This is a genomic window from Prochlorococcus sp. MIT 1318 (assembly GCF_047304505.1).
GTDB classification, from domain to species: Bacteria; Cyanobacteriota; Cyanobacteriia; order PCC-6307; family Cyanobiaceae; genus Prochlorococcus; species Prochlorococcus marinus_D.
The window spans coordinates 2,077,669-2,100,693 of sequence record NZ_CP138958.1 but is presented as its reverse complement, the minus strand read 5'-3'; the positions used below and the strand labels follow the sequence as shown (position 1 = coordinate 2,100,693).

General features: G+C 46.4%; 25 protein-coding genes. 8 read left to right on the top strand and 17 right to left on the bottom strand.

From position 1 onward, the window contains the following. Positions 1-87: 87 nt before the first annotated feature. A complete protein-coding gene (locus SIB66_RS10595; protein ID WP_063397536.1) occupies positions 88-393 on the bottom strand; it encodes a DUF3104 domain-containing protein in 306 nt (101 codons plus the stop codon). 179 nt (positions 394-572) lie between these two features. Next, positions 573-827: a DUF6439 family protein gene (locus SIB66_RS10590; protein WP_063397535.1), complete on the bottom strand. Its 255-nt coding sequence runs from the start codon at positions 825-827 to the stop codon at positions 573-575. 54 nt (positions 828-881) lie between these two features. On the opposite strand from SIB66_RS10590, the gene SIB66_RS10585 reads away from it, so the two are divergent. Beyond that, complete coding sequence (locus tag SIB66_RS10585) at positions 882-1,154, top strand: hypothetical protein (protein WP_074159195.1); 273 nt, start codon at positions 882-884, stop codon at positions 1,152-1,154. Between the two features lie 17 nt (positions 1,155-1,171). Here SIB66_RS10585 and SIB66_RS10580 read toward each other — a convergent pair whose 3' ends face one another. The 12 genes from SIB66_RS10580 to SIB66_RS10525 form a co-directional block, all read right to left on the bottom strand. Next, positions 1,172-1,492, bottom strand: coding sequence for a hypothetical protein (locus SIB66_RS10580; RefSeq protein ID WP_063397533.1), 321 nt, complete (start codon positions 1,490-1,492; stop codon positions 1,172-1,174). A 96-nt stretch (positions 1,493-1,588) separates the two neighbouring features. Then, entirely contained in the window at positions 1,589-2,662 is a 1,074-nt protein-coding gene (locus tag SIB66_RS10575; protein ID WP_063397532.1) for a class I SAM-dependent methyltransferase, read from the bottom strand. A gap of 522 nt (positions 2,663-3,184) precedes the next feature. Then, positions 3,185-3,424: a Nif11-like leader peptide family natural product precursor gene (locus tag SIB66_RS10570; RefSeq protein WP_041384951.1), complete on the bottom strand. Its 240-nt coding sequence runs from the start codon at positions 3,422-3,424 to the stop codon at positions 3,185-3,187. A gap of 1,196 nt (positions 3,425-4,620) precedes the next feature. Beyond that, positions 4,621-4,881, bottom strand: a complete 261-nt coding sequence (locus SIB66_RS10565) for a hypothetical protein (RefSeq protein ID WP_011129994.1) — start codon at positions 4,879-4,881, stop codon at positions 4,621-4,623. Next, a complete protein-coding gene (secF, locus tag SIB66_RS10560; RefSeq protein WP_063406746.1) occupies positions 4,874-5,953 on the bottom strand; it encodes a protein translocase subunit SecF in 1,080 nt (359 codons plus the stop codon). The genes SIB66_RS10565 and secF overlap by 8 nt, the downstream gene beginning before the upstream one ends. A gap of 3 nt (positions 5,954-5,956) precedes the next feature. Continuing rightward, positions 5,957-7,444 (bottom strand): protein translocase subunit SecD, encoded by a 1,488-nt coding sequence (gene secD / locus SIB66_RS10555; RefSeq protein WP_063407047.1) that lies wholly within the window; start codon positions 7,442-7,444, stop codon positions 5,957-5,959. Between the two features lie 3 nt (positions 7,445-7,447). After that, positions 7,448-8,431, bottom strand: coding sequence for a pyruvate dehydrogenase complex E1 component subunit beta (locus SIB66_RS10550; RefSeq protein ID WP_011826254.1), 984 nt, complete (start codon positions 8,429-8,431; stop codon positions 7,448-7,450). A 203-nt stretch (positions 8,432-8,634) separates the two neighbouring features. Further along, entirely contained in the window at positions 8,635-8,988 is a 354-nt protein-coding gene (locus tag SIB66_RS10545; RefSeq protein ID WP_063397527.1) for a DUF3082 domain-containing protein, read from the bottom strand. Beyond that, on the bottom strand, positions 8,985-9,944 hold the full coding sequence (gene ispE, locus SIB66_RS10540; protein ID WP_063406747.1) for a 4-(cytidine 5'-diphospho)-2-C-methyl-D-erythritol kinase: 960 nt from the start codon (positions 9,942-9,944) through the stop codon (positions 8,985-8,987). Before ispE ends, SIB66_RS10545 begins: the two co-directional genes overlap by 4 nt. Then, positions 9,941-10,783, bottom strand: a complete 843-nt coding sequence (gene rsmA, locus SIB66_RS10535) for a 16S rRNA (adenine(1518)-N(6)/adenine(1519)-N(6))-dimethyltransferase RsmA (protein WP_063395827.1) — start codon at positions 10,781-10,783, stop codon at positions 9,941-9,943. Before rsmA ends, ispE begins: the two co-directional genes overlap by 4 nt. Before the next feature lie 712 nt (positions 10,784-11,495). Then, a complete protein-coding gene (gene gdhA / locus SIB66_RS10530; protein WP_063406748.1) occupies positions 11,496-12,851 on the bottom strand; it encodes an NADP-specific glutamate dehydrogenase in 1,356 nt (451 codons plus the stop codon). 251 nt (positions 12,852-13,102) lie between these two features. After that, positions 13,103-13,483: a YraN family protein gene (locus tag SIB66_RS10525; protein ID WP_063407049.1), complete on the bottom strand. Its 381-nt coding sequence runs from the start codon at positions 13,481-13,483 to the stop codon at positions 13,103-13,105. 557 nt (positions 13,484-14,040) lie between these two features. Here SIB66_RS10525 and SIB66_RS10520 point away from each other — a divergent pair. The 3 genes from SIB66_RS10520 (at position 14,041) to SIB66_RS10510 (ending at position 16,219) form a co-directional block, all read left to right on the top strand. Continuing rightward, positions 14,041-15,057, top strand: a complete 1,017-nt coding sequence (locus tag SIB66_RS10520) for a DMT family transporter (protein WP_413681287.1) — start codon at positions 14,041-14,043, stop codon at positions 15,055-15,057. 231 nt (positions 15,058-15,288) lie between these two features. Further along, positions 15,289-15,765, top strand: coding sequence for a pentapeptide repeat-containing protein (locus tag SIB66_RS10515; RefSeq protein WP_063407051.1), 477 nt, complete (start codon positions 15,289-15,291; stop codon positions 15,763-15,765). A gap of 22 nt (positions 15,766-15,787) precedes the next feature. Then, positions 15,788-16,219 (top strand): hypothetical protein, encoded by a 432-nt coding sequence (locus SIB66_RS10510; RefSeq protein ID WP_063406750.1) that lies wholly within the window; start codon positions 15,788-15,790, stop codon positions 16,217-16,219. A gap of 1,205 nt (positions 16,220-17,424) precedes the next feature. On the opposite strand, the gene SIB66_RS10505 is transcribed toward SIB66_RS10510, so the two are convergent. Beyond that, entirely contained in the window at positions 17,425-17,778 is a 354-nt protein-coding gene (locus SIB66_RS10505; RefSeq protein WP_041384953.1) for a rhodanese-like domain-containing protein, read from the bottom strand. 532 nt (positions 17,779-18,310) lie between these two features. On the opposite strand from SIB66_RS10505, the gene SIB66_RS10500 reads away from it, so the two are divergent. Then, positions 18,311-18,685 carry a DoxX family protein gene (locus tag SIB66_RS10500; protein ID WP_063406753.1) on the top strand — a complete coding sequence of 125 codons (375 nt, stop codon included), beginning with the start codon at positions 18,311-18,313 and terminating at the stop codon, positions 18,683-18,685. A gap of 545 nt (positions 18,686-19,230) precedes the next feature. On the opposite strand, the gene SIB66_RS10495 is transcribed toward SIB66_RS10500, so the two are convergent. Together SIB66_RS10495 and SIB66_RS10490 are read right to left on the bottom strand one after the other, a co-directional pair. Then, complete coding sequence (locus tag SIB66_RS10495; protein WP_413681286.1) at positions 19,231-19,866, bottom strand: gonadotropin-releasing hormone-like protein; 636 nt, start codon at positions 19,864-19,866, stop codon at positions 19,231-19,233. Between the two features lie 884 nt (positions 19,867-20,750). Next, positions 20,751-20,972 carry a hypothetical protein gene (locus tag SIB66_RS10490; RefSeq protein ID WP_063421697.1) on the bottom strand — a complete coding sequence of 74 codons (222 nt, stop codon included), beginning with the start codon at positions 20,970-20,972 and terminating at the stop codon, positions 20,751-20,753. Positions 20,973-21,165: 193 nt separating this feature from the next. On the opposite strand from SIB66_RS10490, the gene SIB66_RS10485 reads away from it, so the two are divergent. The 3 genes from SIB66_RS10485 to SIB66_RS10475 all read left to right on the top strand — a co-directional run bounded on the left by SIB66_RS10485 (position 21,166) and on the right by SIB66_RS10475 (position 22,921). After that, entirely contained in the window at positions 21,166-21,618 is a 453-nt protein-coding gene (locus SIB66_RS10485) for a 23S rRNA (pseudouridine(1915)-N(3))-methyltransferase RlmH (protein WP_063406758.1), read from the top strand. A gap of 358 nt (positions 21,619-21,976) precedes the next feature. Further along, entirely contained in the window at positions 21,977-22,237 is a 261-nt protein-coding gene (locus SIB66_RS10480) for a 2TM domain-containing protein (protein ID WP_063421693.1), read from the top strand. A gap of 345 nt (positions 22,238-22,582) precedes the next feature. Beyond that, positions 22,583-22,921 carry a cupin domain-containing protein gene (locus SIB66_RS10475; protein ID WP_236069646.1) on the top strand — a complete coding sequence of 113 codons (339 nt, stop codon included), beginning with the start codon at positions 22,583-22,585 and terminating at the stop codon, positions 22,919-22,921. Positions 22,922-23,025: the final 104 nt, after the last annotated feature.

Below are 23,025 nucleotides of genomic sequence, written 5' to 3'. Positions count from 1 at the left end.
TGAGCAAATTGATCCAACGTTGTTTCATCTTATTTTCTGCTCTTTATAAGCGATAAAGTCATAACGCCTGCTGTTTTGTCAAGGTGCTCACTTCTCACTAACGCATGCGTTTTGTTGATGTTGAGAGCTAACTGATCGGACCACCTTTGTGACTTGATCAGCATTGACGGTTTTGATTACACCAGTATCAATGCAAGCGACCTGAAATAGGGACGGGTCAGGGCCTCTAGCTCCAGAGACAATATGAATCACTTCTCCCATCCACCAACTCTCAGGCGCATGCCGTTGATTGTCTTGAACAATCACCACATCTCCACAAGTAACAGCAAGGAAGATTGATTCCTCTGGCAAAAAGCCTGGACCTACTTCTGTGGCCCTCGCTAGCGACGCCAACCTGCACTATGCTAGTACGCCTGTCCTAGCATAGTTGTAGCGCTTTGCCTGGTTGAGTGATTGTGGGTTGCTTCGATCGCTGCAGGCCCAGCCAGCGGCATGAATGGGAAGTTCTGATGCAGGTTTGCGTGAGCATTAGGGCGATTGCTGCAAAGGCCATTCCTGTTGCAACAACCGTCTTAATCCCTGCCGCAACCAGGAGCTTTCAGTTCGCGCCTTAGCCAGCGCAGGCTTTGATCGGTAAGGGCCTCAACATCAGAGCGTTCTCCACCTTGAAGCAGCTGGACTAAGGCTCCAGCAAGAAGCTCTGCAGCTCTGCGGTCGGCATCTCCTTTTTGTTGATGCCAGTTGTGATCATTGAGGCTTAACCGAGCATGAAGCTCCATGGCCTGGCGTTGGACCTCAATTGGCCACTCAGCTTGTTTGATTCCCATCTTTATCAACGGATCACTTGGTCTATTTTGCTTGTGATAGCAAAAGCCATCTGAATGGTGATACGGCCACGTCAGGTTCGACTCCGTTGGCTGCATGGGCTGTCAAGGCTGATGCTTTTGGGGCAGCGCCAGGACAGACTGAAAAGATCCCCCAAGATGCTGGCAGCAAGACGGAGCAAACAGAGGAGGCAGCTCGCGCTTCAGATACTGGAAATACCTTCAGCGCAATGGTTGCGGCCTAAGTCGTCTGGCGAGTGGATTTGGCGGGCCCTGCGTTGGGGTGGACCTGGAGTTGCCCTTGGCTGGTGGCTCAGCCAGAGCGGGTAATTGCGTTTGAATTCAGATCAAACGGCTGTTAGTAGATCCTGCTCGACTATTACAAGTGACTTAGAGATATCTGGAATGGCATGCTCCAGAGGAGGCAGTGGCATCTCGCTAGGGTTTGACGTCTGTTGACCGCGCATCCAAGCATTACGAAGAGATTGCCGTCGTTGATCTTCTGCAAGGACCAGTCGGTCTGCAGCGGCTGATGGGCTTTCACCGTGAAGTAATGCCGTTCGCAGGCAAATTCCAAACCCTTGAGCCTCGACTTGCACTTTGCCTTCCATTAAGACAATTTGGAAGGTCCAGCCCTGTAACCACCGCAGTTGAAAGGGATTACTCATGTTGTCCCTTCAGGAAAAAATACACCGGATTTTGCATCTAACAAGAGCACCCTATTTGTGAGACTCGATTGAACTACCGAGTGTCAGGAAACCCGCTTAAGCGTTGTTTTGGAGCGGTTTGAAAGCAGTCCAAACTCGTGTCATGAAGTGAGACTCGGCAGCAATGCCCTCAAAACCGCTTGCTTGGAAACGTGCCTCAATGTTGTCGGAGATGTAATCGCGGTAGTACGGCTCATGAAATATCCGCCGGAAGTTCTCCATGGCAGGGATGAACTTGGGCGAGTCTTCCATTTGTACAGAATCTGCTAGGACCAAAACTCCGCCTGGTTCGAGCACGCGCCAGCATTCGTCAAGAACATTTTGCCGGGCCGAGCTCGGTAATTCGTGAAACAGGAAAACGCACGTGATGCCTTGCACACTTTGATCAGCAAACGGCAGCTGTTCAGCATTACCGCGCACCAGTTGCGCGAGTTCTCCATTGCGGCTATTGAGCGAGCGGCTGGCCTCACGTAAATAAGCTGCTGATAGATCCAACCCCAGCAGTTCAACTTTGGGTAGGGCGCTGCGAATCTGTTGCAGGGTTCGACCGGTTCCAGTTGCGACATCCAACACCCGAAGACTGGCGGAGCTGCGGCTTTGGAAGCGTTTCAGCCCGCGCTTGAGAGGCGCTAAAACCCTGCGCCGCATGGAGTCTGCAGTGCCGTTAAAGAGAATCTCTACCTGCAGGTCATAAAGTTCTGCAGAGTGGTCGCTTAGATAGCCATCGGTTTGATGATGAAAGTTTTGCAGGTAGTAATCGGGATAGATCTCTGAATCGACATCGTTTGGCAGATCATGAATATTGCGTGCCTTGCGCCGCTGCCATGTCGAGGGAAGATCTAACCAGACCAAGGGGTAACGGCTCGCCCATTCCAACCACGGAGCTTCAAAGAGCTGCGTTTTTGGATAAATGCCTTGTTCAGCTTCATGCCAGTCAAGTTGCTCGAGAGCTGACATTGAGCTGCGCAGCTCCATCAGCAATTCTCGCGGAATCGGTTCAATGCTTGGCATCGCATCAGGTGCCAGCAATTCCATCAGCTTTGTGCTCAATTCCTTATGGGCCAGGCCCGCAAGAGTCTTGCTCTGCTGCAGGGTTTGATAAGCGAACTTGGTGAGGCTTGGCTGCGCCATGAACCTGATTTGGGTGTGCTCTATGTCAGCGGATCAGCCTTGCAATTGCTGAGATCTCAGATTATAAGCCTTGCCTATTCAATTAAGGATCTATGACAATGCATATGAAATGCTTCGCGAAGCTTTCGCTTGTGATTGCTTTGAGCCTAATTTCTTGTTGATTAATCCAACAGATCAGGATCCAGTTACGAAGAATGACCAATGGCTAAAGGCCTAATCATAAGGATATTTCGTATTAATCATTGGAAGCATCTATTGATTTGTTGCTAATCAATTGGCCTTTGTGATTGATGCTATTAGAAAGAAGATTGGCGATCTAAATGCATCTTAAAGGCACAGGCCTTGATATTAAAGAATAATGCAAGTTAAAGTCTATATCAATAATGTCTGTGATGCGTTGCAGTGAATAGCTTTGTAAGCTTATATAGAGCATTCGGTTGATATTAGAAGGAATGAATACATGAGCCAAATCACGAAAGGTTCTTTGGCTAGATCAGTTTAAATTGCTACTCGTCCACAATTTTATAGCCAGGGACGCTCGTCTGCGGTTTGATTATTAAGCACTCCATCAGCCTGCTGAAGGTCTTTACTTTCTAAAGCCTGAGCTTGTTTTTTGAGGTTGTCCACTGTGATAGAGAATCCAGCTTCTTTGGCAAGCACCACAAACCAATGAGTGTCAACACGTTGTGCTTCAAGCTTCTGCTGAAGCACCGGATCTGATGCAACTTTGGAAAGCAACGCTTTAAGATCCTCCTCTGGCATGCTGATCAAAGAATGAAGAAGACAATGATTTTACTATAAATGGGAAATACTCTCGAAGAGAATCATATAAGTTGTTCATGTTTACAGAGAATTTTGCTATTGATATCTTGCTTGGCTGGCCGATGTGCTTAGAAATAGTGCAAACCTGCTTTGCTTAGCTTCCTGCGAAGCTCTGTCATTGAGCTTCTGTGGAGTTCATCCCTTTTTCAATGTTGAAGGCTGTCCTGAAATAGGTCTCCTTGAATGAAAGAACACCATTGGGGCTGATTTCCTATTCTTGTGGTTGTATGAGAAACGTTTGCGGTTAGGCGCTTGTGGATCTTGTGGCTAACCATTCTCGCGCATTGAGAAATTGGCTGAGGTGATGCATCCGACCAATCTTCAGCTTTGAAGGTGGCATATGGAGACGAAACAGGCGCCATGAATTGAAAGCGGTACACATGTACTAGCGCGCCAGTATCGCCTTGTCAACTCCATTCATCACTTTTCTTTCAGGCCAGATCTGAATGGCTACACAAGCCCATCAGTGCAGAAGCCGCCCTTGCTGATTTCATGAGAGAGGCCATCTCTTGCAGAGGGGCATCCCACGGGCCCCATGGATCAAGCTGGCAAGTCAGATCGGCAGTTGACTGGCTAACACCTTTGGGGATCAAAACCTATTTGAGCTGCTAAGCCGAAATAGAAATCATCGAAGGGAACCTTTTAGCTGCCTTGCACAACGATGAATACAGCGGCATAGGCTGAAACTGCCATTGCTATCTATGCCTTCTTCCTGCTCAACTTAATGATCTCAACCCGAACTAATCACCGCGATTTCAGATAACATTAGTTTCTCTTCATTGAGGATCGGTAAAGTGCACTCTGCAGCGATAACGAGTGTTGCCAAGCCAGGCTTCGATTGTGGTGCACTTCTCCCCACTGACCGTTGCATCTGCATGTATTTGCAGCCAGGCTCGCTCGATGGCGTTGTTCTGACTCCAATTGATTCAGCGGTAATACTGCCGGCCCAACTCAATGGGACAACGAGCATAATGATTGGAAAACAGTTGCCAACAGTGGAGCCTTCATAGTGAGATGAAAGGTCGCAAAATCAGTCTTTTGATTGAGGACATTATTCCTTTTCTTAACTCGCTAACACGAATTCTAAGTAGTATCAATAACCTTGCGAATAGATCATCCAAGCCTTAATCTTTGCATCATTCAATTGGCCCTTTAATGTTGCCGCCGGCATCTGAACGCCGCCGCGAGACCCCATATCGGCGCCAAAGCGAAGGACTGCAAAACAGCACAATCACAGCAAGGCAGTGATGGCGAACAGCAAAAATCAACTGTGTAAAGGTGAAATGCTCCCAGAGCAAGAGAAACTCTGTTCGTAAATCCCAGAGAGACAGACCCAAAAGAAGAACGGGCAACCAACGATCGCCAGATAGGCCACGGGAACGGGCCCTTTCAGCCATTTGAAATCGTATCTCCTCCCTCAATCGGAGGCTGGGAGGAAGACAACGGCGGTTGTGGAGCAGCAGCAGGGGCTGGTAAAGGCCCTGCCGGAGGACCACTGCCTTGCCAGAGGCTCAACAATGAAGGGGCTAGAGCAATACTCGACCAGCTACCAACCACCACTCCAAGAGCAAGTGCAACCGCAAACCAGTAGAGCGTTGCACCGCCAAAGAGGATCAGAGCGAGCAGAGGCAGCAGGGTCGTACCGCTGGTGTAGAGGGTCCTTGTGAGGGTCGCGGATACGGCACGATCAACCTGTTCCGTCAGTGGCAGTGAGTTGTCTTCACGACTGCGCTCACGAATCCGGTCAAAGACCACCACAGTGTCATTGACCGAGTAGCCGGCAATGGTGAGCAGCGCTACCGCGAAGAGGCTATCCACCTCAAGCGTTATCAACAGGCCCAGCCAAGCGAATATCCCACAAACAATGATCACGTCATGGGCAAGGGCCACAAGGGCCAGAAGGGCATATCGACGGTCGTAACGGAGGCTGATGTAGATAGCGATTCCCGTGAACGCCACCAAAAGAGAAATCAAGCTGCTGCGCAGCAATTGGCCTCCCAGACTTGGGCCAATGGTGTCGACCGATTGACCACCACTCTGAAACGGACCCGCTACAGGATCCATTGCCTTGATGACAGCTTGCCCCTGAGCAGCAGAGAGGAAGGGCAACCTCAAGACCAGAGACTGACCCCCATCAAGAAGCTGAACCCTGGCTCGTGAGAGGTTTGGAGCAACCTTGTCTTTGTCAGCGGGTAACTCAAGAGCCCCCAAAACCTCTTCAACACTTGTGGTTTTCAGCGACTGACAGCTCTTGCTACAGCTGCGCTCCAGCTGGATTTGAGTTCCACCAGTGAAGTCAAGTCCTGGACGAAGGGGAGCACCAATCGAAGGGTTCAGCCAACAGAGGATCAATCCCACCAAACTCAAAACCACAAACAGGCCTGAGATTCCCCAAACTCGTCGTCGTTGACGACAAAGTTCAAATCTCAGTGGGCGTTGACGAGTTCCTGAAGATGATGAAACAGCCATGGATCAGGCGAGAGAAGAAGGCAACTGTTTGGCAGGCAAAAAGTTGGTAGGTCGCCTCAAAGCCTGATAGCCCATCAAAAAACGCAGCAGAGTGCGAGTGCAGCTCAATGCCGTAAACAAACTGAGCACAACACCGATGCCGAGGGTGGCGGCAAAACCTTTAACCAAACCCGTACCCAGAAAAAAGAGCGCTGCGCAACTAATCAGAGTGGTGAGATGGCCGTCAACGATCGACGACAAAGCCTGGGAAAATCCAGTCTCGATCGAGCGAATCAAGGTGTTTCCACGCCGCAATTCATCTTTGACACGCTCAAAGATCAGCACATTGGCATCCACTGCCATGCCAATACTGAGGATGAAACCCGCAATCCCAGGCAGGGTAAGGATGACAGGAATCAGAGCATACATAGCGAGATTGAACAGGGCATAAAGACTCAATGCCAACACCGCCACCAAGCCCGCAAGGCGATAAGCAACCACCATGAAAACAGCCACCAAGGCGAGACCAGAGAGCGCTGCGATCAAGCTGCGGCGAATGTTTTCAGCACCAAGGGTGGGACCAATGGTTCGAACCTCGAGAATTTCTACTGGTAATGGCAACGAACCACCTCGTAACTGAACTTCCAGGTCGCGGGCATCTTCAGCATTGAAATTACCGCTGATCGTGGCCGCACCACCAGTAATGCCAGCGGCTCTGAACTGTTCCCCGACGCTGGCTTCACTGATCGACCTTCCATCAAGAACGATGCCAAGTAGACGACCTGTGCCAGCAATTGATTGTGTTAGCTCGGCGAATTGATCTCCGCCTTCTCGGTTGAAGCTAAGTGTCACCTCCCAGCTGTCAGGAACGTTCTGCTGTTGCTGACGCCCAGCTGTGACCAGATCCTTCCCGGTTAAGGACGTGGGCTCGAAGAGTTCAGCGATCTTGATGCTGACTTTCTCATTCAACTGTTCCAGCTGCTCGACCTCACTGCCAACACTGCCTTGCAAACCAAAGGCCTGCTGCGCTTCAACAAGTTGCTGTTTGTCGAGTTCATCATCAGAGGGAGACTCTCCGGATATCGCACGCTCCTGCTTGGACTTGAGAATGCTCTCTACCTGTCGTTTTAGGCGCTGAAGGCCGCGAACCTCCTGTTCTGTGCCAGGTTTTTGAGCTCGAAACTCAAGTAAGGCCGTCTCGCCAAGCACCTTGGCAGCCCTGGTGGGATCCTGTTCTCCTGGAAGCTGCAACACCAGTTGATCGTCACCAATGGTCTGCAGGGTGGATTCGGCAACACCCAAGCCATTGACGCGACGATCCAAAACAGCTTTGACCGCCTCTAGCTGATCCGATTTCACGCGAGTGATCTCACCAGCGGGCTGCACTTCAAGAGTGAGCTGACTGCCACCACGAAGATCAAGGCCCAACTCAAGCGGAAAGCTTGCAGTGACAGAACCTGCCGCAATGGCAAGAGCAAGAATGAGCGCAAACCAGCCTTGTTGACGTGCCATCAATCAAAGCCCCTTAAGAACAATCTGCTGAGCCGCTTCAACAATCTGATGAGGCTGAATGATCGTGAAATTCTCCAATTTGCCGTTATAGGGAGTGGGAATGTCCTGACTGGAGAGGCGAATTGGGCGAGCATCGAGTTCGTCAAAACACTGCTCAGTAATCAGCGCAATCAACTCAGCACCAATCCCACCAGTTTTCATACACTCTTCAACCACAATCACCCGATGGGTTTTACGGATGGAGCGAACAATGGTCTCCATATCGAAGGGCTTGAGACTAATCAAATCGATCAATTCCACATCGATGCCGTCTGCCTCCAACTGTTCAACAGCCTTGAGACAGTGATGACGCATACGGGAATAGGTGAGGATCGTGACGTCTTTACCCTCACGAACCAGATCTGCTTGATCTAGGGCACAGACATAATCACCGTCTGGGAGCTCCTCAATCAGGTTGTAGAGCAGCACATGCTCGAAAAAGAGAACTGGATTGTTGTCTCGGATCGCGGCTTTCATCAAGCCCTTGGCATTGGTTGGCGTGCTGCAAGCAACGATCTTGATCCCAGGCACAGCGTGAAAATAGGCCTCAAGTCGCTGACTATGTTCAGCACCGAGTTGGCGTCCCACACCACCAGGCCCACGCACCACGGTGGGAATTGTGAAATTTCCGCCACTGGTGTAACGAAGCATTCCCATGTTGTTGGAGATCTGGTTGAAAGCAAGCAGCAGAAAACCCATGTTCATGCCCTCCACAATCGGGCGTAGGCCAGTCATGGCGGCGCCAACGGCCATACCCGTAAAACTGTTCTCGGCAATCGGTGTATCCAACACCCGCAACTCGCCATATTTCTCGTAGAGATCCTTGGTGACCTTGTAGGAGCCGCCGTATTGGCCGACATCCTCTCCCATCACACAAACATGCGAATCTCTGGCCATCTCTTCATCGATGGCATCTCGAAGAGCATTAAAGAGAAGCGTCCCTGACACGTTTTCGTTGCAATCCCGGCCATGCCGGTGGAAGAGGCCAAGCTATCTCAGCCTGAGCAGCATTAGCCTCCTGCGGCAAATGCTGAAAGCAGCAAAACGGACAGCAACAGACCAGGAGAGAGCAACAGCACCAACTGACCAAGATCGTGAGGCGTCATCTGTAGAAGTCCTGAATCGGCAATCAGGCTGTCAACCCACAAAAGCTAGGCAGCATCTGGCTCCTTGCCAGCAAACAAACTGCGAATAAACACAAGGGTTAGTCCAAAACCAATGAAGGCAAAGCTGAATGTGGCTAGAAAACACATGCCGATGATCAGGGTTTTAAACCCCGAAGCAATGCTTTGGGCAATCGCAGAGCTGTAATTAGGCGAATGAAGAGCGAAATAAGTCACTGTCTTCTGGCTCAAAATCAGGCAAAGCCAGGCAAAAAGTCCACTGGTGATCGCCCCAGAAAGAAAACTGAGCGGGCCCTTGCGTGGTGTCACAGGCGTCTCTGCCAATGTGTTGGATGACTCTGCATCTGCCTTCTCGAAAGAGCTGTTTTTGGAATCGCTCATGCTTCCAGTTTGATGCCTTCACAGCGGAACGCGCAGCACCAACTGCTTAAACCAGCTGCGGCGAAGGCAGGCTGTTGGAGCTGAAGTGCAGCCTGAGCTGAAGCAACGTCAGCAAAAAGGGCAAAACAGCTTGGACCAGATCCACTCATCGATACTGCAAGAGAACCAGGCAAATCAGTGAGCAACTTCAATGTGGTTTGCACAGCCGAAACTTCGGGTGCAACAACCTCCTGAAGGTCATTGCGCAGAGGTGGCGGATCATCAGCCCGCAAAGGATTCAGCCAAGAAGATTCTCTGAGCTGCTGACGACGTTGCTCAAAATCAGATTCCTTTGAAAGATAACGACTACTGAAAAGTTCCTTACAGCGTCCATAAGCCCAGGGGGTTGAAACGCTCACTGATGGATCCTTCACCAACACCACGGCCATTGATGCTTTCATCGCTTGTAGCGATTCCAACCTTTCCCCACGGCCGAAACACAATTGGCTTCCACCTGCCAGGCAAAAGGGCATGTCGGAGCCAAGCTCAGCCGCAAAACCTTCAAGTTGACCCTGAGAAAAATTGAGATTCCAGAGACCGTTTAACCCCACCAGTGTTGCTGCACCATCACTTGAGCCGCCCGCAAGACCAGCTCCAATTGGGATGCGTTTTTGCAATTCAATCGCGGCACCAAGGTCAGAGAACCCTGAGCGCTCGCGTAATAAATGCGCAGCTCGCACGATCAAATTGTCGCCAGCAGTGCTGAGGCTGGAATCATCGCAGCGAAGGCTGATGCTGCCATCAGCCGTATTGCGGAAATGAAGTTGATCAGCGAGTTCGATGCTCTGCATCACCATCGCTAGCTCATGAAAACCATCAGACCTCAGGCCAAGCACCTCAAGATGGAGATTGATCTTGGCTGGCGCCGAGACGCTAACCAGATCCCCTGAAGCAGCTGAAGGGTTAGATATGCTCATGGCTCAGGGTCTACTAGATCCGCCCGATTCAAACCCCTCGCCAATTCCACCCAAGTGGCAGGGGACAGTTCTTGGGGGCGTTGCTGAAGGCTGATGCCAAGATCATCAGCCAGAGCATTCAGTTCAGCAGCAGGAAGAACCTTGGCAAGAGTGTTGCGCAGCATCTTGCGCCTGGCCAAAAAAGCCTGACGCAGCAAAGACTCAACACGTTTGGCGAGCAGTGGCTCAAGGCGCTGTTCAGGAGCAAGAGGTTCAATCAAGATGACCTCAGAATGAACTTTCGGCGGCGGTTTAAAAGAGCGCGGCGGCACTGGGCAAACAGTTGTGCAACGAGCGAGCAACTGCAGGCGCACGCTTAGAGCACTAAAACAGCTCTGCCCGGGCAAGGCACGAATCCGTTGAGCGACTTCCTTTTGCAAAAGAAGCACAAGGCGTTGATAGGGATGATCAACAGGTCGATCCAAGCGACCGAGAAGACGCTCAAGCAGAGGACCGGTGATGTTATAGGGAATATTGGCCACCACTTTGGTCGCAGCACGGCCATCAGCAAGAGTCAATGGAACAGACAACACATCACCTTCTTGCAAGCTGAAGCGGGCTTGATCTGCAAAACGCTGCCTCAACCCAGAGACCAGATCGCGATCAAGTTCAACAGCATGAACAGCAGAGGCAGAAGAGGCCAGCAACCTTTCAGTGAGTGCTCCACGACCAGGACCTACCTCCAGCAGACGATCATCTGGTTGAACATCAGCTGCATCGAGAATCTGAGTCAACACAGCGGCATCGATTAGCCAGTGTTGAGCAAAGCGCTTGCGAGCGTGATGTCCGGAAAAGGCCATCCCTCAACTTTGCACCAATCGGTATAGAGGGCGGCGCAATTGATTGAAGATCAAAAAAAGCTGCAGACAAAACTCGGAGTCAAACTCGCTGTTCCAATGAAAAAGCGGCGATAGATCCCTGATTGTTCCAAGTCTGCGCACTGCATGGATTCTTGATTGGCATCAAAACAACTCAGCTCAAACAATTGGCTTCATCTATAGACCGACAACACCCTTTCCTGCTCATCCCACCAAGACGATCAAAATGGAGTGCTTTTGGAATCCGGGCTCGATTACACCACTAACAACATTGGCTCCACATGATTCAAGGTCTATGCACGTGGTGGCGTTGAAATTTGGGATTCATCCAACCGAAACATCGATTGGAGAGCTTCTGCTGGTTTTACCGTCCAATTCTGATTCAAGCTAAAAAAATCAAAACAACCCTGTTGATCCATTGAGTTGCTTTAATTAGCATCATCAATGTTAGGGCGTCAATTCGAATCCAATCGAGTGTGTTTCGATATTGACGGTCACATCTAATAACGACTTCAAAAAAATCTGTATTTTTATTGGTTTTTTTGCAATCTATGCAGGCACAATGAAAAAGAGAGATTATTAAAGTTCTATCATCGTCAACCCGATACACAGAGTGTAAAAATCATGAAACTTTGCTTGTCCCTTTTGATTCGACCTCAGCCGAACATAATCATATGTATTCACTGATATAAAATCAAACAATTCCATAAGCCAGCATTGCATCAGCAACTTTCGTAAATCCTGCAATATTGGCTCCTGTAATGTAATCAGTGTAGTCTTCGTATTTATGACTATGCTGAACACATTTGGAGTGAATTTCCAACATAATTGACTTTAAGCGTTGATCGACCTCTTCACGACTCCAAGATAGACGCAATGCATTCTGACTCTGCTCAAGGCCAGAGACTGCGACACCCCCAGCATTTGCAGCCTTGGCAGGAGCAAGTATTACTTTTGCATGACGAAATTCATGAATGCCGTCAAGATTGGTTGGCATGTTCGCACCTTCAACAACTGCTTTAACACCATTGTTGATCAGTTCCTGTGAATCTGAACGGTTAATCTCATTTTGAGTAGCACAAGGGAAGGCAATATCACAGGGAACATTCCATGGACGCTTTCCTGCGTAAAAATCAACGCCTTTGTAGTGGTTAGCAAATTCATGGATTCGCCCACGGCGAACAGTCTTTAGCTCCTTGACAAACGCAAGCATATCGAGATTAATGCCGTTTGGAACGTGTACAAAACCATCTGAGTCAGAAAGAGTAACAACTTTGGCTCCTAGTTCAATGGCCTTTTCAACTGCGTAGAGGGCTACGTTTCCAGAACCGGAGATGGAACATATTTTGTCAACGAGAGAGTCCTCTATATGATTGAGCATATTTTCACAGAAATAAGCACATCCGTAACCCGTCGCTTCAGTACGAACAAGACTTCCACCGAATGACAGCCCCTTGCCAGTCAAGATTCCACTAAACCGATTTTCAAGGCGCTTGTACTGACCGAACATATAACTAATTTCACGAGAACCGACTCCGATATCACCAGCAGGTACATCTGTGTCTTCACCAATATGTCTATGAAGTTCAATCATCAGAGATTGACAAAATCGCATTATCTCCCGGTCACTTTTGCCTTTAGGATTAAAGTTAGATCCACCCTTCCCTCCACCCATCGGCAGACCAGTAAGACTGTTTTTAAAGGTCTGTTCAAAACCTAAAAATTTCAGTACACTCAAGGTGACATTGGGATGGAAACGTATTCCACCTTTATAAGGGCCAATGGAATTATTAAACTGTACACGCCATGCTCGATTTGTGCGGATATTGCCTGAATCATCTTCCCAGCAGACTCTGAAGATAACGACGCGGTCAGGTTCCGTCATCCGCTCCAGAATCTGTGCGTCTTTGTAAACACGGTTGGAAAGAATAAAAGGAATTAGAGTTTCAACAACTTCATGGACGGCTTGATGAAACTCAGGCTCTCCAGGATTTCTCTTCATCAGACCTTTCATGAAATGATCTATTTCATGGCTAGTAGCATCAGACATCAGCTGTCCTTTCTCAAGAAGTCACTTAGTATGATTTCATGGCAAGCGCCTAAAGTGACTTTAATACAGAATATTATCCAGATCAGCTTAAAAGTATGACCAAGGCATTCTCAGGAATCATGAAAAACTTGGCAATAAGCAGATAACAGCCTGATCCAGTTTTATGATGCATTTTATCCGCATAGCAAACAGTTGAGGAAGTTAAGGAACTGTCAGCAATCTGTCTTCAAGAGATGATGAATTGAGTTGCTTTAATCAGCAGCATCAATGTCAAGGTCGTCAATTCGAATCCAATCGAGTGTGTTTTGACTCGGCGGTAATGGTACCAAAGCCAACACCAATTCCAAGCTGTGTTCAGCGAAGTAAGGATGAGTTGCCAGCCAACATCCAATCGCACGCATCAATCGCAGTTGCTTTCCTTTGTTAAAGGCACACAATCCCCAATGATCTAATCCACGAGAACGACGAGACTTCACTTCCACAACCAGCAGCCGTTGCTGCTTCTCAAGCACAAGATCTAACTCGCCATAGCGACATGACCAACGTTGGCTCACCAACTGCCATCCGCGTCTTTGTAGGAGGCGTAACACCCGCTCTTCGCCCCAACACCCCTTCCGGGTTGAATCCATCATTTGCTGCTGCATTCACATGAGAATTCCACCCATGCATCGATGCTGTACCAATACACAAAGCAGCACGTATGAATTCAACGCGAAAAGTTCAAGAGAATGATGTCCCAATTATTGCTTATTAAAGTGATAGGTAGATTCATTACTTTAAAGCTAAACCCAATAGGATAGACAAGACCAGTAGTTTTTTTATTGCTGACAAGGTTTAGATTGTGCTGCATTTAAAATCTATTCAATACACTTTATGATTCGCCGGGCGATTGCCTTGTTTGATAGAATTGCATCTTTGAGACTATTTAAAAAAATATTTATCAGTGAATTGATTGAACGGTATGTTTTTGAAGAGTTATCTCCAATTGGGGATTCCTAAATTGAAGCGATTGAGGAATTTTGCTGGTAACAGTGCAGAGTAAAGTCCTAATGCAAAGCAGCATGAATGAACCTCAATGCTAAATTTGTAAATAAGATGAGTTGAATAACGGTATTCTTATGCTTGTTGTTATTACAAGCTTTGGCTAATAAGGAAATGGTTTGCAGATGACCCTATTGATCATGCTCAAGTGATTGAGCTAAGAAGCCTTAAGCAGATGAACTGGGATGCTTCTTATGGCCGTAGAATGATAAAATATATAGAAAGAAATTCGATGGGACAGACAAATCAAATCCAGGGATCTCGATTTCGATATGTACTTCTCATCTTAATTGCTCTAATCTGGGGATCTCAGTTCTTACTTAATGATCTTGCTCTAGAAGTCTTTACTCCTCAAGCAGTTTCATGGCTTAGAGCGACGATTGGCTTCTTAACACTGAGTGGATTCTTGTTGATCTTGCCTGAAGCTCATGATAATCCGGTTTCAAAGATAAGTTATTGGCGTCAAATCATTATAATTGGCTTCTTTGAAGCAACTCTTCCTTTCTTCCTTGTTGCCTGGGGTCAGCAACATGTCAACAGTGCTATTGCCGCGATCCTGATGTCTCTCGTGGCAATCTTTACTCTTATTTTAGTTGTTGTTTTTGTTCGCAGTGAACCAGTTACGAGAGGAAAGTTTATTGGTATTGCCCTTGGTTTTGCAGGTGTTGTTGTGTTGTTATGGCCTCAGGTTAGCCAGTCTCAACAAGGCAACAGCCTACTTGGAAGTGCCGCAATTTTAACCGCTGCACTGAGCTTTTCCATTAGTCTTGTATTGATTAGAACCCTGCCAGAGATGGGTACTCCGATAAAAATAGCAAGAGATATACTTCTTTGTGGTGCCATCGAGTTAGGAGCATTACTGCTTTTGCTTGGCCAACCTTTAACACATCACCATATCGAGAGTAATGCGGTACTAGCAATGGTTGCTCAGGGTGCTTTTGCTGGAGGTTTGGTTTATGTGTTGTATGTTCGTCTTGTTGGTCTTGCTGGAGCTACATTTGCCGGCTTCGTTAACTATCTAGTTCCTTTAGTAGGAGTTTTTCTAGGGGTTGTTTTCCTGCAGAATAAGCTTTCGGCAAGTGCCTATGCTTCTCTGTTGATTCTAGCGCTTGCAGTCTTTGCGAGTGAGTGGAAGCCAACCCGTAAATTAGTAGGTAGGCAATAATCTCAATAGTAAATCTTTAAACAGTCTTTTGTTTTCTTGTATTGGTTATAGGATTTATTTTATTCGATTAACCTGACAAATTATCTACTTGGATGATTCATGGGTAAATGTTGATAGCACTCGTAGAAGCTTTTATGGGGATGCGGATGCGTAGCTCAGCAAACTTCTTTCTCAAGAGCCATCATTCCTCTACCTATGGACCTATGGTTTAACTATTTAACCCCTAACCCAATGTTCGCCCGACTACTTGGCTTTTCTGCTGCTGCCCTTCTACTTCTATTGCCATTGCAACCCAGTTGGGCAATCATGAATCATTCCCAACAGGTGTTGGTCAATGCAGATTTCTCGAACCAAGATCTGCGAGGTGACACATTTAATCTTGCCAACCTGCGAGAGGCCAATCTATCTGGGAGTGATCTAGAAGGATCCACCCTTTTTGGAGCCAAGCTTCACGATGCCAACCTCAGCAACACCAACTTGCGAGACTCCACCCTTGATTCCGCCATATTTGATGGAACTGATCTCACCAATGCAGTGCTTGAGGACGCCTTCGCCTTCAACACCCGCTTCAAAAACGTGACCATTACAGGTGCCGACTTCACCAATGTGCCCCTGCGAGGCGATGCTCTCACAACGCTTTGTGAGGTGGCGGAGGGAACCAACCCGATCACAGGTCGCAATACGGCAGACAGCCTGGGCTGCAGCTAAATACTCCACGCCAACCACTCCGATGAGTTTTGATCCCCGCAGTCTTGAACGTCTACGTGAACTGGGTCGCCAGTTACCCCGGCCCTTGCCAACACCAGTTGCTTCAAGTACAGCAGAGCCTCGAGCAAGCAAACGTCGTCATCGCATCGAAACCGAAGACGATCCCCAGGCCCTCTTCCAGGAATTGATGCAGGTGAGCCCTGATGGCAAAGTTCCTCCTCACTTGATGGCCCGCCTTAAGGCCGCCGAAGCCAAACGACAGACTCAGGAGTCGGCTGAAGGAGTCCGCCAACAACAAGGCGAAATGAACCCCCTCGACAGATCCTCCTCCGCCAGAAAAGGTAAAACGACCGTTGCCAAGACACCCCCGCTGACGCCTGGCAGCACAGAGGAGAGTCTTTATGTTGCTTTCGGGCAGCTGCTTCTCGAAGACGAAGACGAAGACGAGATTTGATCGTCTTAGAACTGAATCCGGCTTGATCAAGTCCCGTGAAGAAAGTGCTTAGCCTGCATATCTTTTCTTAAGACAATGATCGATGCAAAGGGCATCTTCAAAGAGGGCTTAGGTAAAAGTCTCATTAACGAGAGAAGGCAACATTCAACGATAGAACCCTTCATCTGAAGGGTTGATCTAGAGCAGAAAAGGGTTTAGATCTAAATTGTTAACTCCAGAACCTTTGCTTTGAGATTTTCTTTTACCTCTTTTCATTTGAACCCTAACCGATGAAGTCAAAGACTGGTTTGATTGTTTTCGTTTCTACTGGATTGTTTCGTGTCGTTCTTGCTGCAGTTTTAGCGGTAACAGCAATTCCATCAATGCGGATGTCCCTAGCAACCCCCGTAAAGAAACAATTTGAACTCACTACAGGCCAAAGGGAGTTTTTCGGCAGTTTGATTAAGAATTGGAATCAAGACTCATTCTAGTTTCTTTAAGTCTTTCAGCTGCTTCCATCGTCAAAGCAATAACACTTGCCTGTGGAGATGCCAATCTGAAAGGCGGTCACCTTTTGCCGTTGCTGTTAATGCTAGGCAAGCAGACAATGCAATAGATCGATTTGAAAGCTCATTCACTAATAATAATGTCGCTGCATGGTGTTGATGACTAAGTTCCTAAAACTATGATCTTAGCCTATAAAGATTATAGAGGGCAGGAAGATTTTCTTTGAATCACTAATGACAAATTGTTTGTGTGATAAATCAATAATTTCTTGTGCAGACATGCCAAGAATGATTCAGCCTATCGTTTTCTAAGGCTCTTCATTTAGATATAATCCTTTCAGTCTCTTCTGCCTAAGTCTTTATGAATAGGTCGGATCCTTTTTATATCCCCAATCTTGTTCAATCAACCGCTTCACCCGCAAATTAGACTTCTCTTTGAGCTCAAAAATTGTTTTTCCATCCTGATTGTCAATTTGAGATGGTCTTCACCTGCCAACATTTGCAATTGATGACTGCCCATCTTTCTAGATGAGCTATTATAATTTTTTGTCTTTTTGCATGGCTATTCCTAGCATAGATAGTGATCAGACCGGTTTTTAACTTTTCAACATCTGTACAGATCGAGTAAGCTGATAATTCTTTAGTTAATTCCTAGGTTCGAATAAATGTCAGCGTAGTTCTATATCAATCTGGAGCTTTGCATGTGTTTTGAACCCTTGCTTAATAGCGGGGCACGCTTGAGTCGACATTGATGCTCCACGCGTCGATTCCGCCTTCTAGATTCCAGACCTGATAACTAATCTCCTGCTCTAAAAGCCAGGTCCCGAAGTTCCAACTGCGTATGCCAGCATGGCAAATCACGACGACAGGACGGTCGTTTGGTAATAGTTGAGGCAGAGTTTCCATCCAATCAGAAGATCGACTCAGCGGTAAATGCAGTACATCGGCTGGGAATGGGGCTAACTCAAGCTCCTGGTCTTCTCTCACATCCACACAGATTGGTAGAGAGGAGGAGTCGCTCAACCAGCGATGCAGATCCTTTGCAGAAATAGGGGTTGGAGTGGGCTGATTCATTGTTAAATGATTGGCTTCGATGTGAGTTTCGTTCATCTCGTTCCACTTTGATCGCCATTGGTACGGATGATCCTGTATTGCAGTTTGATGTAATGCAATCACTATTAATCTGCCTTACCAAGGTTTACCACTGAGACCATGGCCAACCCTTAAAGGGAATCACATCAGTGTCTCACAGTCAAGTCTAAGAAGATCATATTCATGACATTACTGTGCCTCTTAGCAGCCTGTAGGTTGTTCATCTTTTGCTGAAGAGTACTCCTTCCACTGCTCTTGCTGCTATCAGACCATTGTAATTGCAGAGATTGGATCTAGTGTGTGCTTCATCCAAGCCTTTAGCTGTCTCTGATGACCACACGCGTTGAGTGATCAAATCAGTAGACGCGTCTAGTCTTGAACTCGCTCATGTTCATTGCAGATAGCTCTCAATCCATCAGGATTACTTTCATGAATGCCTTTTTGTAAGGAATCCACACCAATTAGGCCAGTACAACATCATTCGTAGATAATTAGCAAAGAACCAATCAGACCAATGCCTCAACCACATGTATGGAAGTTAGTTGATTTCATCGGCAGGCTTTGTTTATCCGCTGTTTTTGTTGTCGCAGTTCCGTCAAAGATTACCAAGTTCTCATCAGTAGTTGAAGTAATCTCAGGGCAAGGGATCCCTGAATCATTAGCACCCTTCTTGTTGTTGGCAGCAATTGCCTGCCTTATTGTTGGCTCAGTACTTCTTCTATTTGGCAAGAGCCAAAAACTTGGAGCATCACTATTACTTATTTTTCTTGTGCCTACGACAGTCATCTTCCATGCATTCCCCTTTCAGCCTAAAGCACTATTTATGAATCTTGGTTTAATTGGTGGCCTTACTCTAGCCTTGACCAGACCAAAATTCATCGAAAGATAATTTTGCTTATAAACATTAAAGTATGGCTTTTTTGTTGTTCATCTATTATTCATATTAATAACTCTTTTTTATCTGGTCAGGTTAAATAAAAGCTTATATAGCTTTGCTGAATAGCAACTATCCAATAGCTTTAACGACAACATCAGTCTGCCTTATTAGCAGCTCTATCCTTAAAAGTCTTAAGCATTTAATTTTTAATTTAAAGGTGTCTTATTCTGCCTGATGATCAACTCTGTCACAGCAAGTTTTGGTACTATAAACATGAATCTCTTAATATTAATCTTATTCTTATTCCCGTCTAATTTAGCAAGCGAGATCTGTTTTGTTTATTCACAAGGCTTGTTTTAATGGTAAGACTACATATTGAAACCATATGCCAATCCTTTCTTTGTTGACCCATTCTTTATTTTGGCATGATGATCTTCACTTTTAACCACTCTTTTAGGCTTTCAGTAATGCTTCGTGGTTTTGATCCCTGCTTTTTTATTGACTTGATATCATGATAAATACTAATGCTTTTGATTTAGTTTGCCAGATCAGTCGAATCAACCTAGTACAGGACCTGAATTAGAATCCAGGTAGTCTGCCTGACCACTATCTAAATAAGGCTTGACGGTGTTATTAAAATGATCTCCGCTACAAGTAAGCATGATCAATCCGTTGCTTATTTCCCAGTCCCAGTCTTGTTCTTTTTCTTGCTTGGCAAATTCTAAATTTCTTATTGTTAAAGGTAATGAGGATGTGATTAGTCTGATGCCCTCATTCTCTTGTTCTTCAATCACGTCATTACACTCTTCTTTTAGAAAAGCATCCCATTGCTTTGCAATCGCTTCTAATTCCTTATTATTAGAGTTATCAGAAAGCCACTGCCTATTGAAATCAATCGCGCCAATATCTCCTCTACTATCCTCAAGAATAGATCTCAAGAGGTAGTCTTTATTTCGGTCAAAAAGTTCTATTTTCTGGCCATTCGACAACAGCAGTAGTTGTGCTGGAGGGGGAGATTTATAGGCTCTGCCAATAGAAGGAAGGTCAAGTCCACCGATCCTTCCCAGTACATCATCCCAACAATAATTTAACCAACGATCCACCCAGAAAATCTTATAAGAGATTAATTGTTGTTGACTAAGTCTGAAGTGGTCAAACAGGAAGTCTTCTTGCTTCATGATGCTTGCTGTCATAGGTGCCTTTTGGCTTGACAATAGATTACAGCTTCTACCACTGAAGTTGAGAAAATGTTTGAGAACTATGTGAATGGCCTTGTTTGTAAATACTTCTATTACCATTAGTTTTATTATCTTTATGTAGGCAATTAATTTGCTCGATGCTGATTCTAACCAGTTCATCGCCTATCGATATCAATATTACTCTTATCAAGCGAAAATAAGAATAATTACTTTAGAGACAGCTGAACCACTAATGTTAATCTTTATCCAATGGTCTGTTGAGCTTTATTGATATCAGGGGTTTATGCCCAAATGTCTGTTTTTTAAAACTGTATTGGTGCATCAATTCTTCATGAATCTATTCCATAAGTGTTGCTAAGGATTGGCTCCTTTTATTTTTAAATCTAATTGGATTTATTCGCTACTTGCTTTGAACTCTACTCCCTGTAATTTTTATTTGCTTAAGATGAATCCTTTGTAATCATCTCAATAACCAATCGCTAATTCATATTAATTGCCGTCCACTCTTCATATCGCTTATGTACTTTGCCTTGAATATTGTACCGAGGATGCTTCCATGTGCTAGGCAGCTTATGCCACGAAGGCCTTCCCATATTGCATCTGTCTACAGTTAGATCCATATTTAAGCCAATATAATTATTAAGAATAATGCCTGCAGAGATGGCTTTCAGTTGATCAAGGCTTAGTTCTTGATCGTGGCGTTCCATGGACATTGTTTTACTCTGGTTGAGATGGTTGTTTGCCTTCGATGCATTTAGCTTCTCGCTGATCACTCGCTCTGGAGGTGATCTCGTTCAAATGAAAGTGTGACCTAGCTCATCGATCTCTAACTCCAGGGAATACTCCGCTTGCGAATGGAGAGCGCTTGATGTGGCTGTCTACTTCCTTTCCTTCTTTGCCAGTTGTTTCTTTCGCCATTTCCTCCAGGGAGGGACTGTGTGATCACAAGCGACCCACCAGATTAAAAAACCAGGCAAAAACCAGCCACTGCTGCCTCCGGCGAGCATCACCCAGATCCCATGTGCAAATAAAGGCCAAGCCAACCATTGTGACCACTCCTTCGCATACAGCTCCTGCCACTGCACCCAGAGCTTTCTCACCCTTCTCCCCGTAGACGATATCGACCTTTTAGCAAACCATTAGATGCTGTTCTGACTGGTCCTAATCGATCGCGCCATTGACGGCCTTCTATGCGCTGCTTCGCTCTGCGGGATTGCGCCTGAAGCACTTCAAGTAACATTCTCTTCTGGGGATCTGTTGAACAGCGCTTATAACCGAGCATCATGGAGAGTGATGTTGCTGCAACGGTTCTTGAGAAACTGTGCGTTTAGAATCATCGCCGTTGGCAAGGTACGCAAAGGCTGGATCCAAGACGGCCTAGCGATGTATCAAAAACGCCTACCAGGCTTGATTATCACAGAGGTTCGTGATGCATCTATGCCGCGAGAAGCGGAAGCGATCAGGGCCGCACTCAATAGCAACGAAGTGCTGGTTCCTCTTAGCGAAGAAGGGGAAGCGCTGACTTCAGTGTCCTTTGCTAAACGCCTTGAACAATATGGCTCTCAACGTCTTGCCTTTGTGATTGGTGGCGCTGATGGCCTATCAGCAGAGCTGAAAAACTCAACCCAATGGCAGCTCAGTTTGTCTGCGATGACGCTTCCTCATGAACTTGCTCGCTTGTTGCTTGTGGAGCAGCTCTACCGAGCTAAGACCATCCTGCAAGGAGGTAAATACCACAGGAGCTAACGATTCTGCAGATCTGAATTGCGATCACTGATAAAACAGCTGCTTTCGATTAATGCGATAACTCTTGAGCACACTGAAAAGGAAATCATTTTAAGACAATGATGATTCGCAAATGTCAGATTGCTTCAGCAATATATGCCACAACACTCTCTCCAGAATGAAATTCAACCATCCTCCCATTCTTTATCAGTTGCCAGCCTGGGCGTCTGTTAATTCTTAGTTAACGAACTAATATTAGAACCTCAAAATAGGATGCTGTTCAAGTTCATGTCACTAATATTTACTTTGAGCTGACCAAGCTTGCAGTTGACTTTAAGCTGGTTATTGTCCACCTAATGATCAATAGAGGTCTTTTGATATGCCTGATGACGAAATTTTGCGCAAAAAAGCATTATCACAACTCAGGAAGAAAAGGGCACTGAAGAGACAGGTTCAAACCTATTTCACTGTGAACCTTGCTCTGATTGTGATTTGGTTGGTAACTGGCATGGGCTACTTCTGGCCCATTTGGCCTATTTTTGGATGGGGCATTTCTCTTGCTGTTCAGTCTTGGAAGCTTGCTCATCCAGAGAGAGACTTCAGCACAGAAGAGATCGAGGCAGAGATGCGCCGCAGTTGATTTAAATCAATACTATTATATACACCTATCTTTTTCAATTGGCTTCAGTTAAGTGAATGCCCAGAATGATAAGTGAGTTATGATCTGAGGAATATTAAGGCCTAAATGCTTCTGCGATCGAATCTTTCTCTGACCAGCTAATGACTATCAAACGTGTTTCATTGATGCAGCCTATGACGCTAAGTCCCTAATCTTCTTGCGTCTACACCTTTTTAATTGATCATGCAAAGACTATTGCTTGCGCCACTGTCAATTATTGTGGTTTCGACCATTTCATCAACATCCTTAAATGCACATGATAATGCTAAATATAGCAAGGATCTTGGTATTAAGATTGAAACACTTGTGCAAAGCACTAAGCAATGGGATGGAAACTTTCTTCCCGATTATCCAACCAGCAACGCTGAAATCACAGTTCTGCGTATCACGATTCCAGCCGGAGTCACCCTGCCATTGCATACCCACCCAGTCATCAGTGCAGGAGTAATCCTTCAAGGCACGCTTCAGCTAACTCTTCAAGATGGAACGACACGCCTTTTCAATCAGGGAGCTGCGCTGATTGAGACAGTGAATACAGTTCATACCGGGAAAAGTCTTGGTCCAAAAGACACTGTTGTTCTCGTTTTTTATGCAGGCAGTAAGCATCTTCCGAGGACTGTTCAGGTGAAAACGAAAGCCCTTTGAGAAAGGTTCCTTAGACAGCGCTTAAAACTTAAAAGCTGGCAGGTGCTACAGAGCAGCTCGATCAAGCACGAGCGATCCTGTAAAGAGGTTGCTACCGCTTGGGG

What these genes read in the sequence shown, in the direction of transcription:
- SIB66_RS10485 (WP_063406758.1), top strand. Translation starts at nt 21,166, where the DNA reads ATGTTGCTGCAACGGTTCTTGAGAAACTGTGCGTTTAGAATCATCGCC.
- SIB66_RS10575 (WP_063397532.1), bottom strand. Translation starts at nt 2,662, where the DNA reads ATGGCGCAGCCAAGCCTCACCAAGTTCGCTTATCAAACCCTGCAGCAG.
- SIB66_RS10585 (WP_074159195.1), top strand. Translation starts at nt 882, where the DNA reads ATGGTGATACGGCCACGTCAGGTTCGACTCCGTTGGCTGCATGGGCTG.
- SIB66_RS10580 (WP_063397533.1), bottom strand. Translation starts at nt 1,492, where the DNA reads ATGAGTAATCCCTTTCAACTGCGGTGGTTACAGGGCTGGACCTTCCAA.
- SIB66_RS10495 (WP_413681286.1), bottom strand. Translation starts at nt 19,866, where the DNA reads ATGACAGCAAGCATCATGAAGCAAGAAGACTTCCTGTTTGACCACTTC.
- SIB66_RS10515 (WP_063407051.1), top strand. Translation starts at nt 15,289, where the DNA reads ATGTTCGCCCGACTACTTGGCTTTTCTGCTGCTGCCCTTCTACTTCTA.
- secF (WP_063406746.1), bottom strand. Translation starts at nt 5,953, where the DNA reads ATGGCTGTTTCATCATCTTCAGGAACTCGTCAACGCCCACTGAGATTT.
- SIB66_RS10505 (WP_041384953.1), bottom strand. Translation starts at nt 17,778, where the DNA reads ATGAATCAGCCCACTCCAACCCCTATTTCTGCAAAGGATCTGCATCGC.
- rsmA (WP_063395827.1), bottom strand. Translation starts at nt 10,783, where the DNA reads ATGGCCTTTTCCGGACATCACGCTCGCAAGCGCTTTGCTCAACACTGG.
- SIB66_RS10480 (WP_063421693.1), top strand. Translation starts at nt 21,977, where the DNA reads ATGCCTGATGACGAAATTTTGCGCAAAAAAGCATTATCACAACTCAGG.
- SIB66_RS10545 (WP_063397527.1), bottom strand. Translation starts at nt 8,988, where the DNA reads ATGAGCGATTCCAAAAACAGCTCTTTCGAGAAGGCAGATGCAGAGTCA.
- ispE (WP_063406747.1), bottom strand. Translation starts at nt 9,944, where the DNA reads ATGAGCATATCTAACCCTTCAGCTGCTTCAGGGGATCTGGTTAGCGTC.
- SIB66_RS10570 (WP_041384951.1), bottom strand. Translation starts at nt 3,424, where the DNA reads ATGCCAGAGGAGGATCTTAAAGCGTTGCTTTCCAAAGTTGCATCAGAT.
- gdhA (WP_063406748.1), bottom strand. Translation starts at nt 12,851, where the DNA reads ATGTCTGATGCTACTAGCCATGAAATAGATCATTTCATGAAAGGTCTG.
- SIB66_RS10590 (WP_063397535.1), bottom strand. Translation starts at nt 827, where the DNA reads ATGGGAATCAAACAAGCTGAGTGGCCAATTGAGGTCCAACGCCAGGCC.
- secD (WP_063407047.1), bottom strand. Translation starts at nt 7,444, where the DNA reads ATGGCACGTCAACAAGGCTGGTTTGCGCTCATTCTTGCTCTTGCCATT.
- SIB66_RS10510 (WP_063406750.1), top strand. Translation starts at nt 15,788, where the DNA reads ATGAGTTTTGATCCCCGCAGTCTTGAACGTCTACGTGAACTGGGTCGC.
- SIB66_RS10500 (WP_063406753.1), top strand. Translation starts at nt 18,311, where the DNA reads ATGCCTCAACCACATGTATGGAAGTTAGTTGATTTCATCGGCAGGCTT.
- SIB66_RS10525 (WP_063407049.1), bottom strand. Translation starts at nt 13,483, where the DNA reads ATGATGGATTCAACCCGGAAGGGGTGTTGGGGCGAAGAGCGGGTGTTA.
- SIB66_RS10565 (WP_011129994.1), bottom strand. Translation starts at nt 4,881, where the DNA reads ATGGCTGAAAGGGCCCGTTCCCGTGGCCTATCTGGCGATCGTTGGTTG.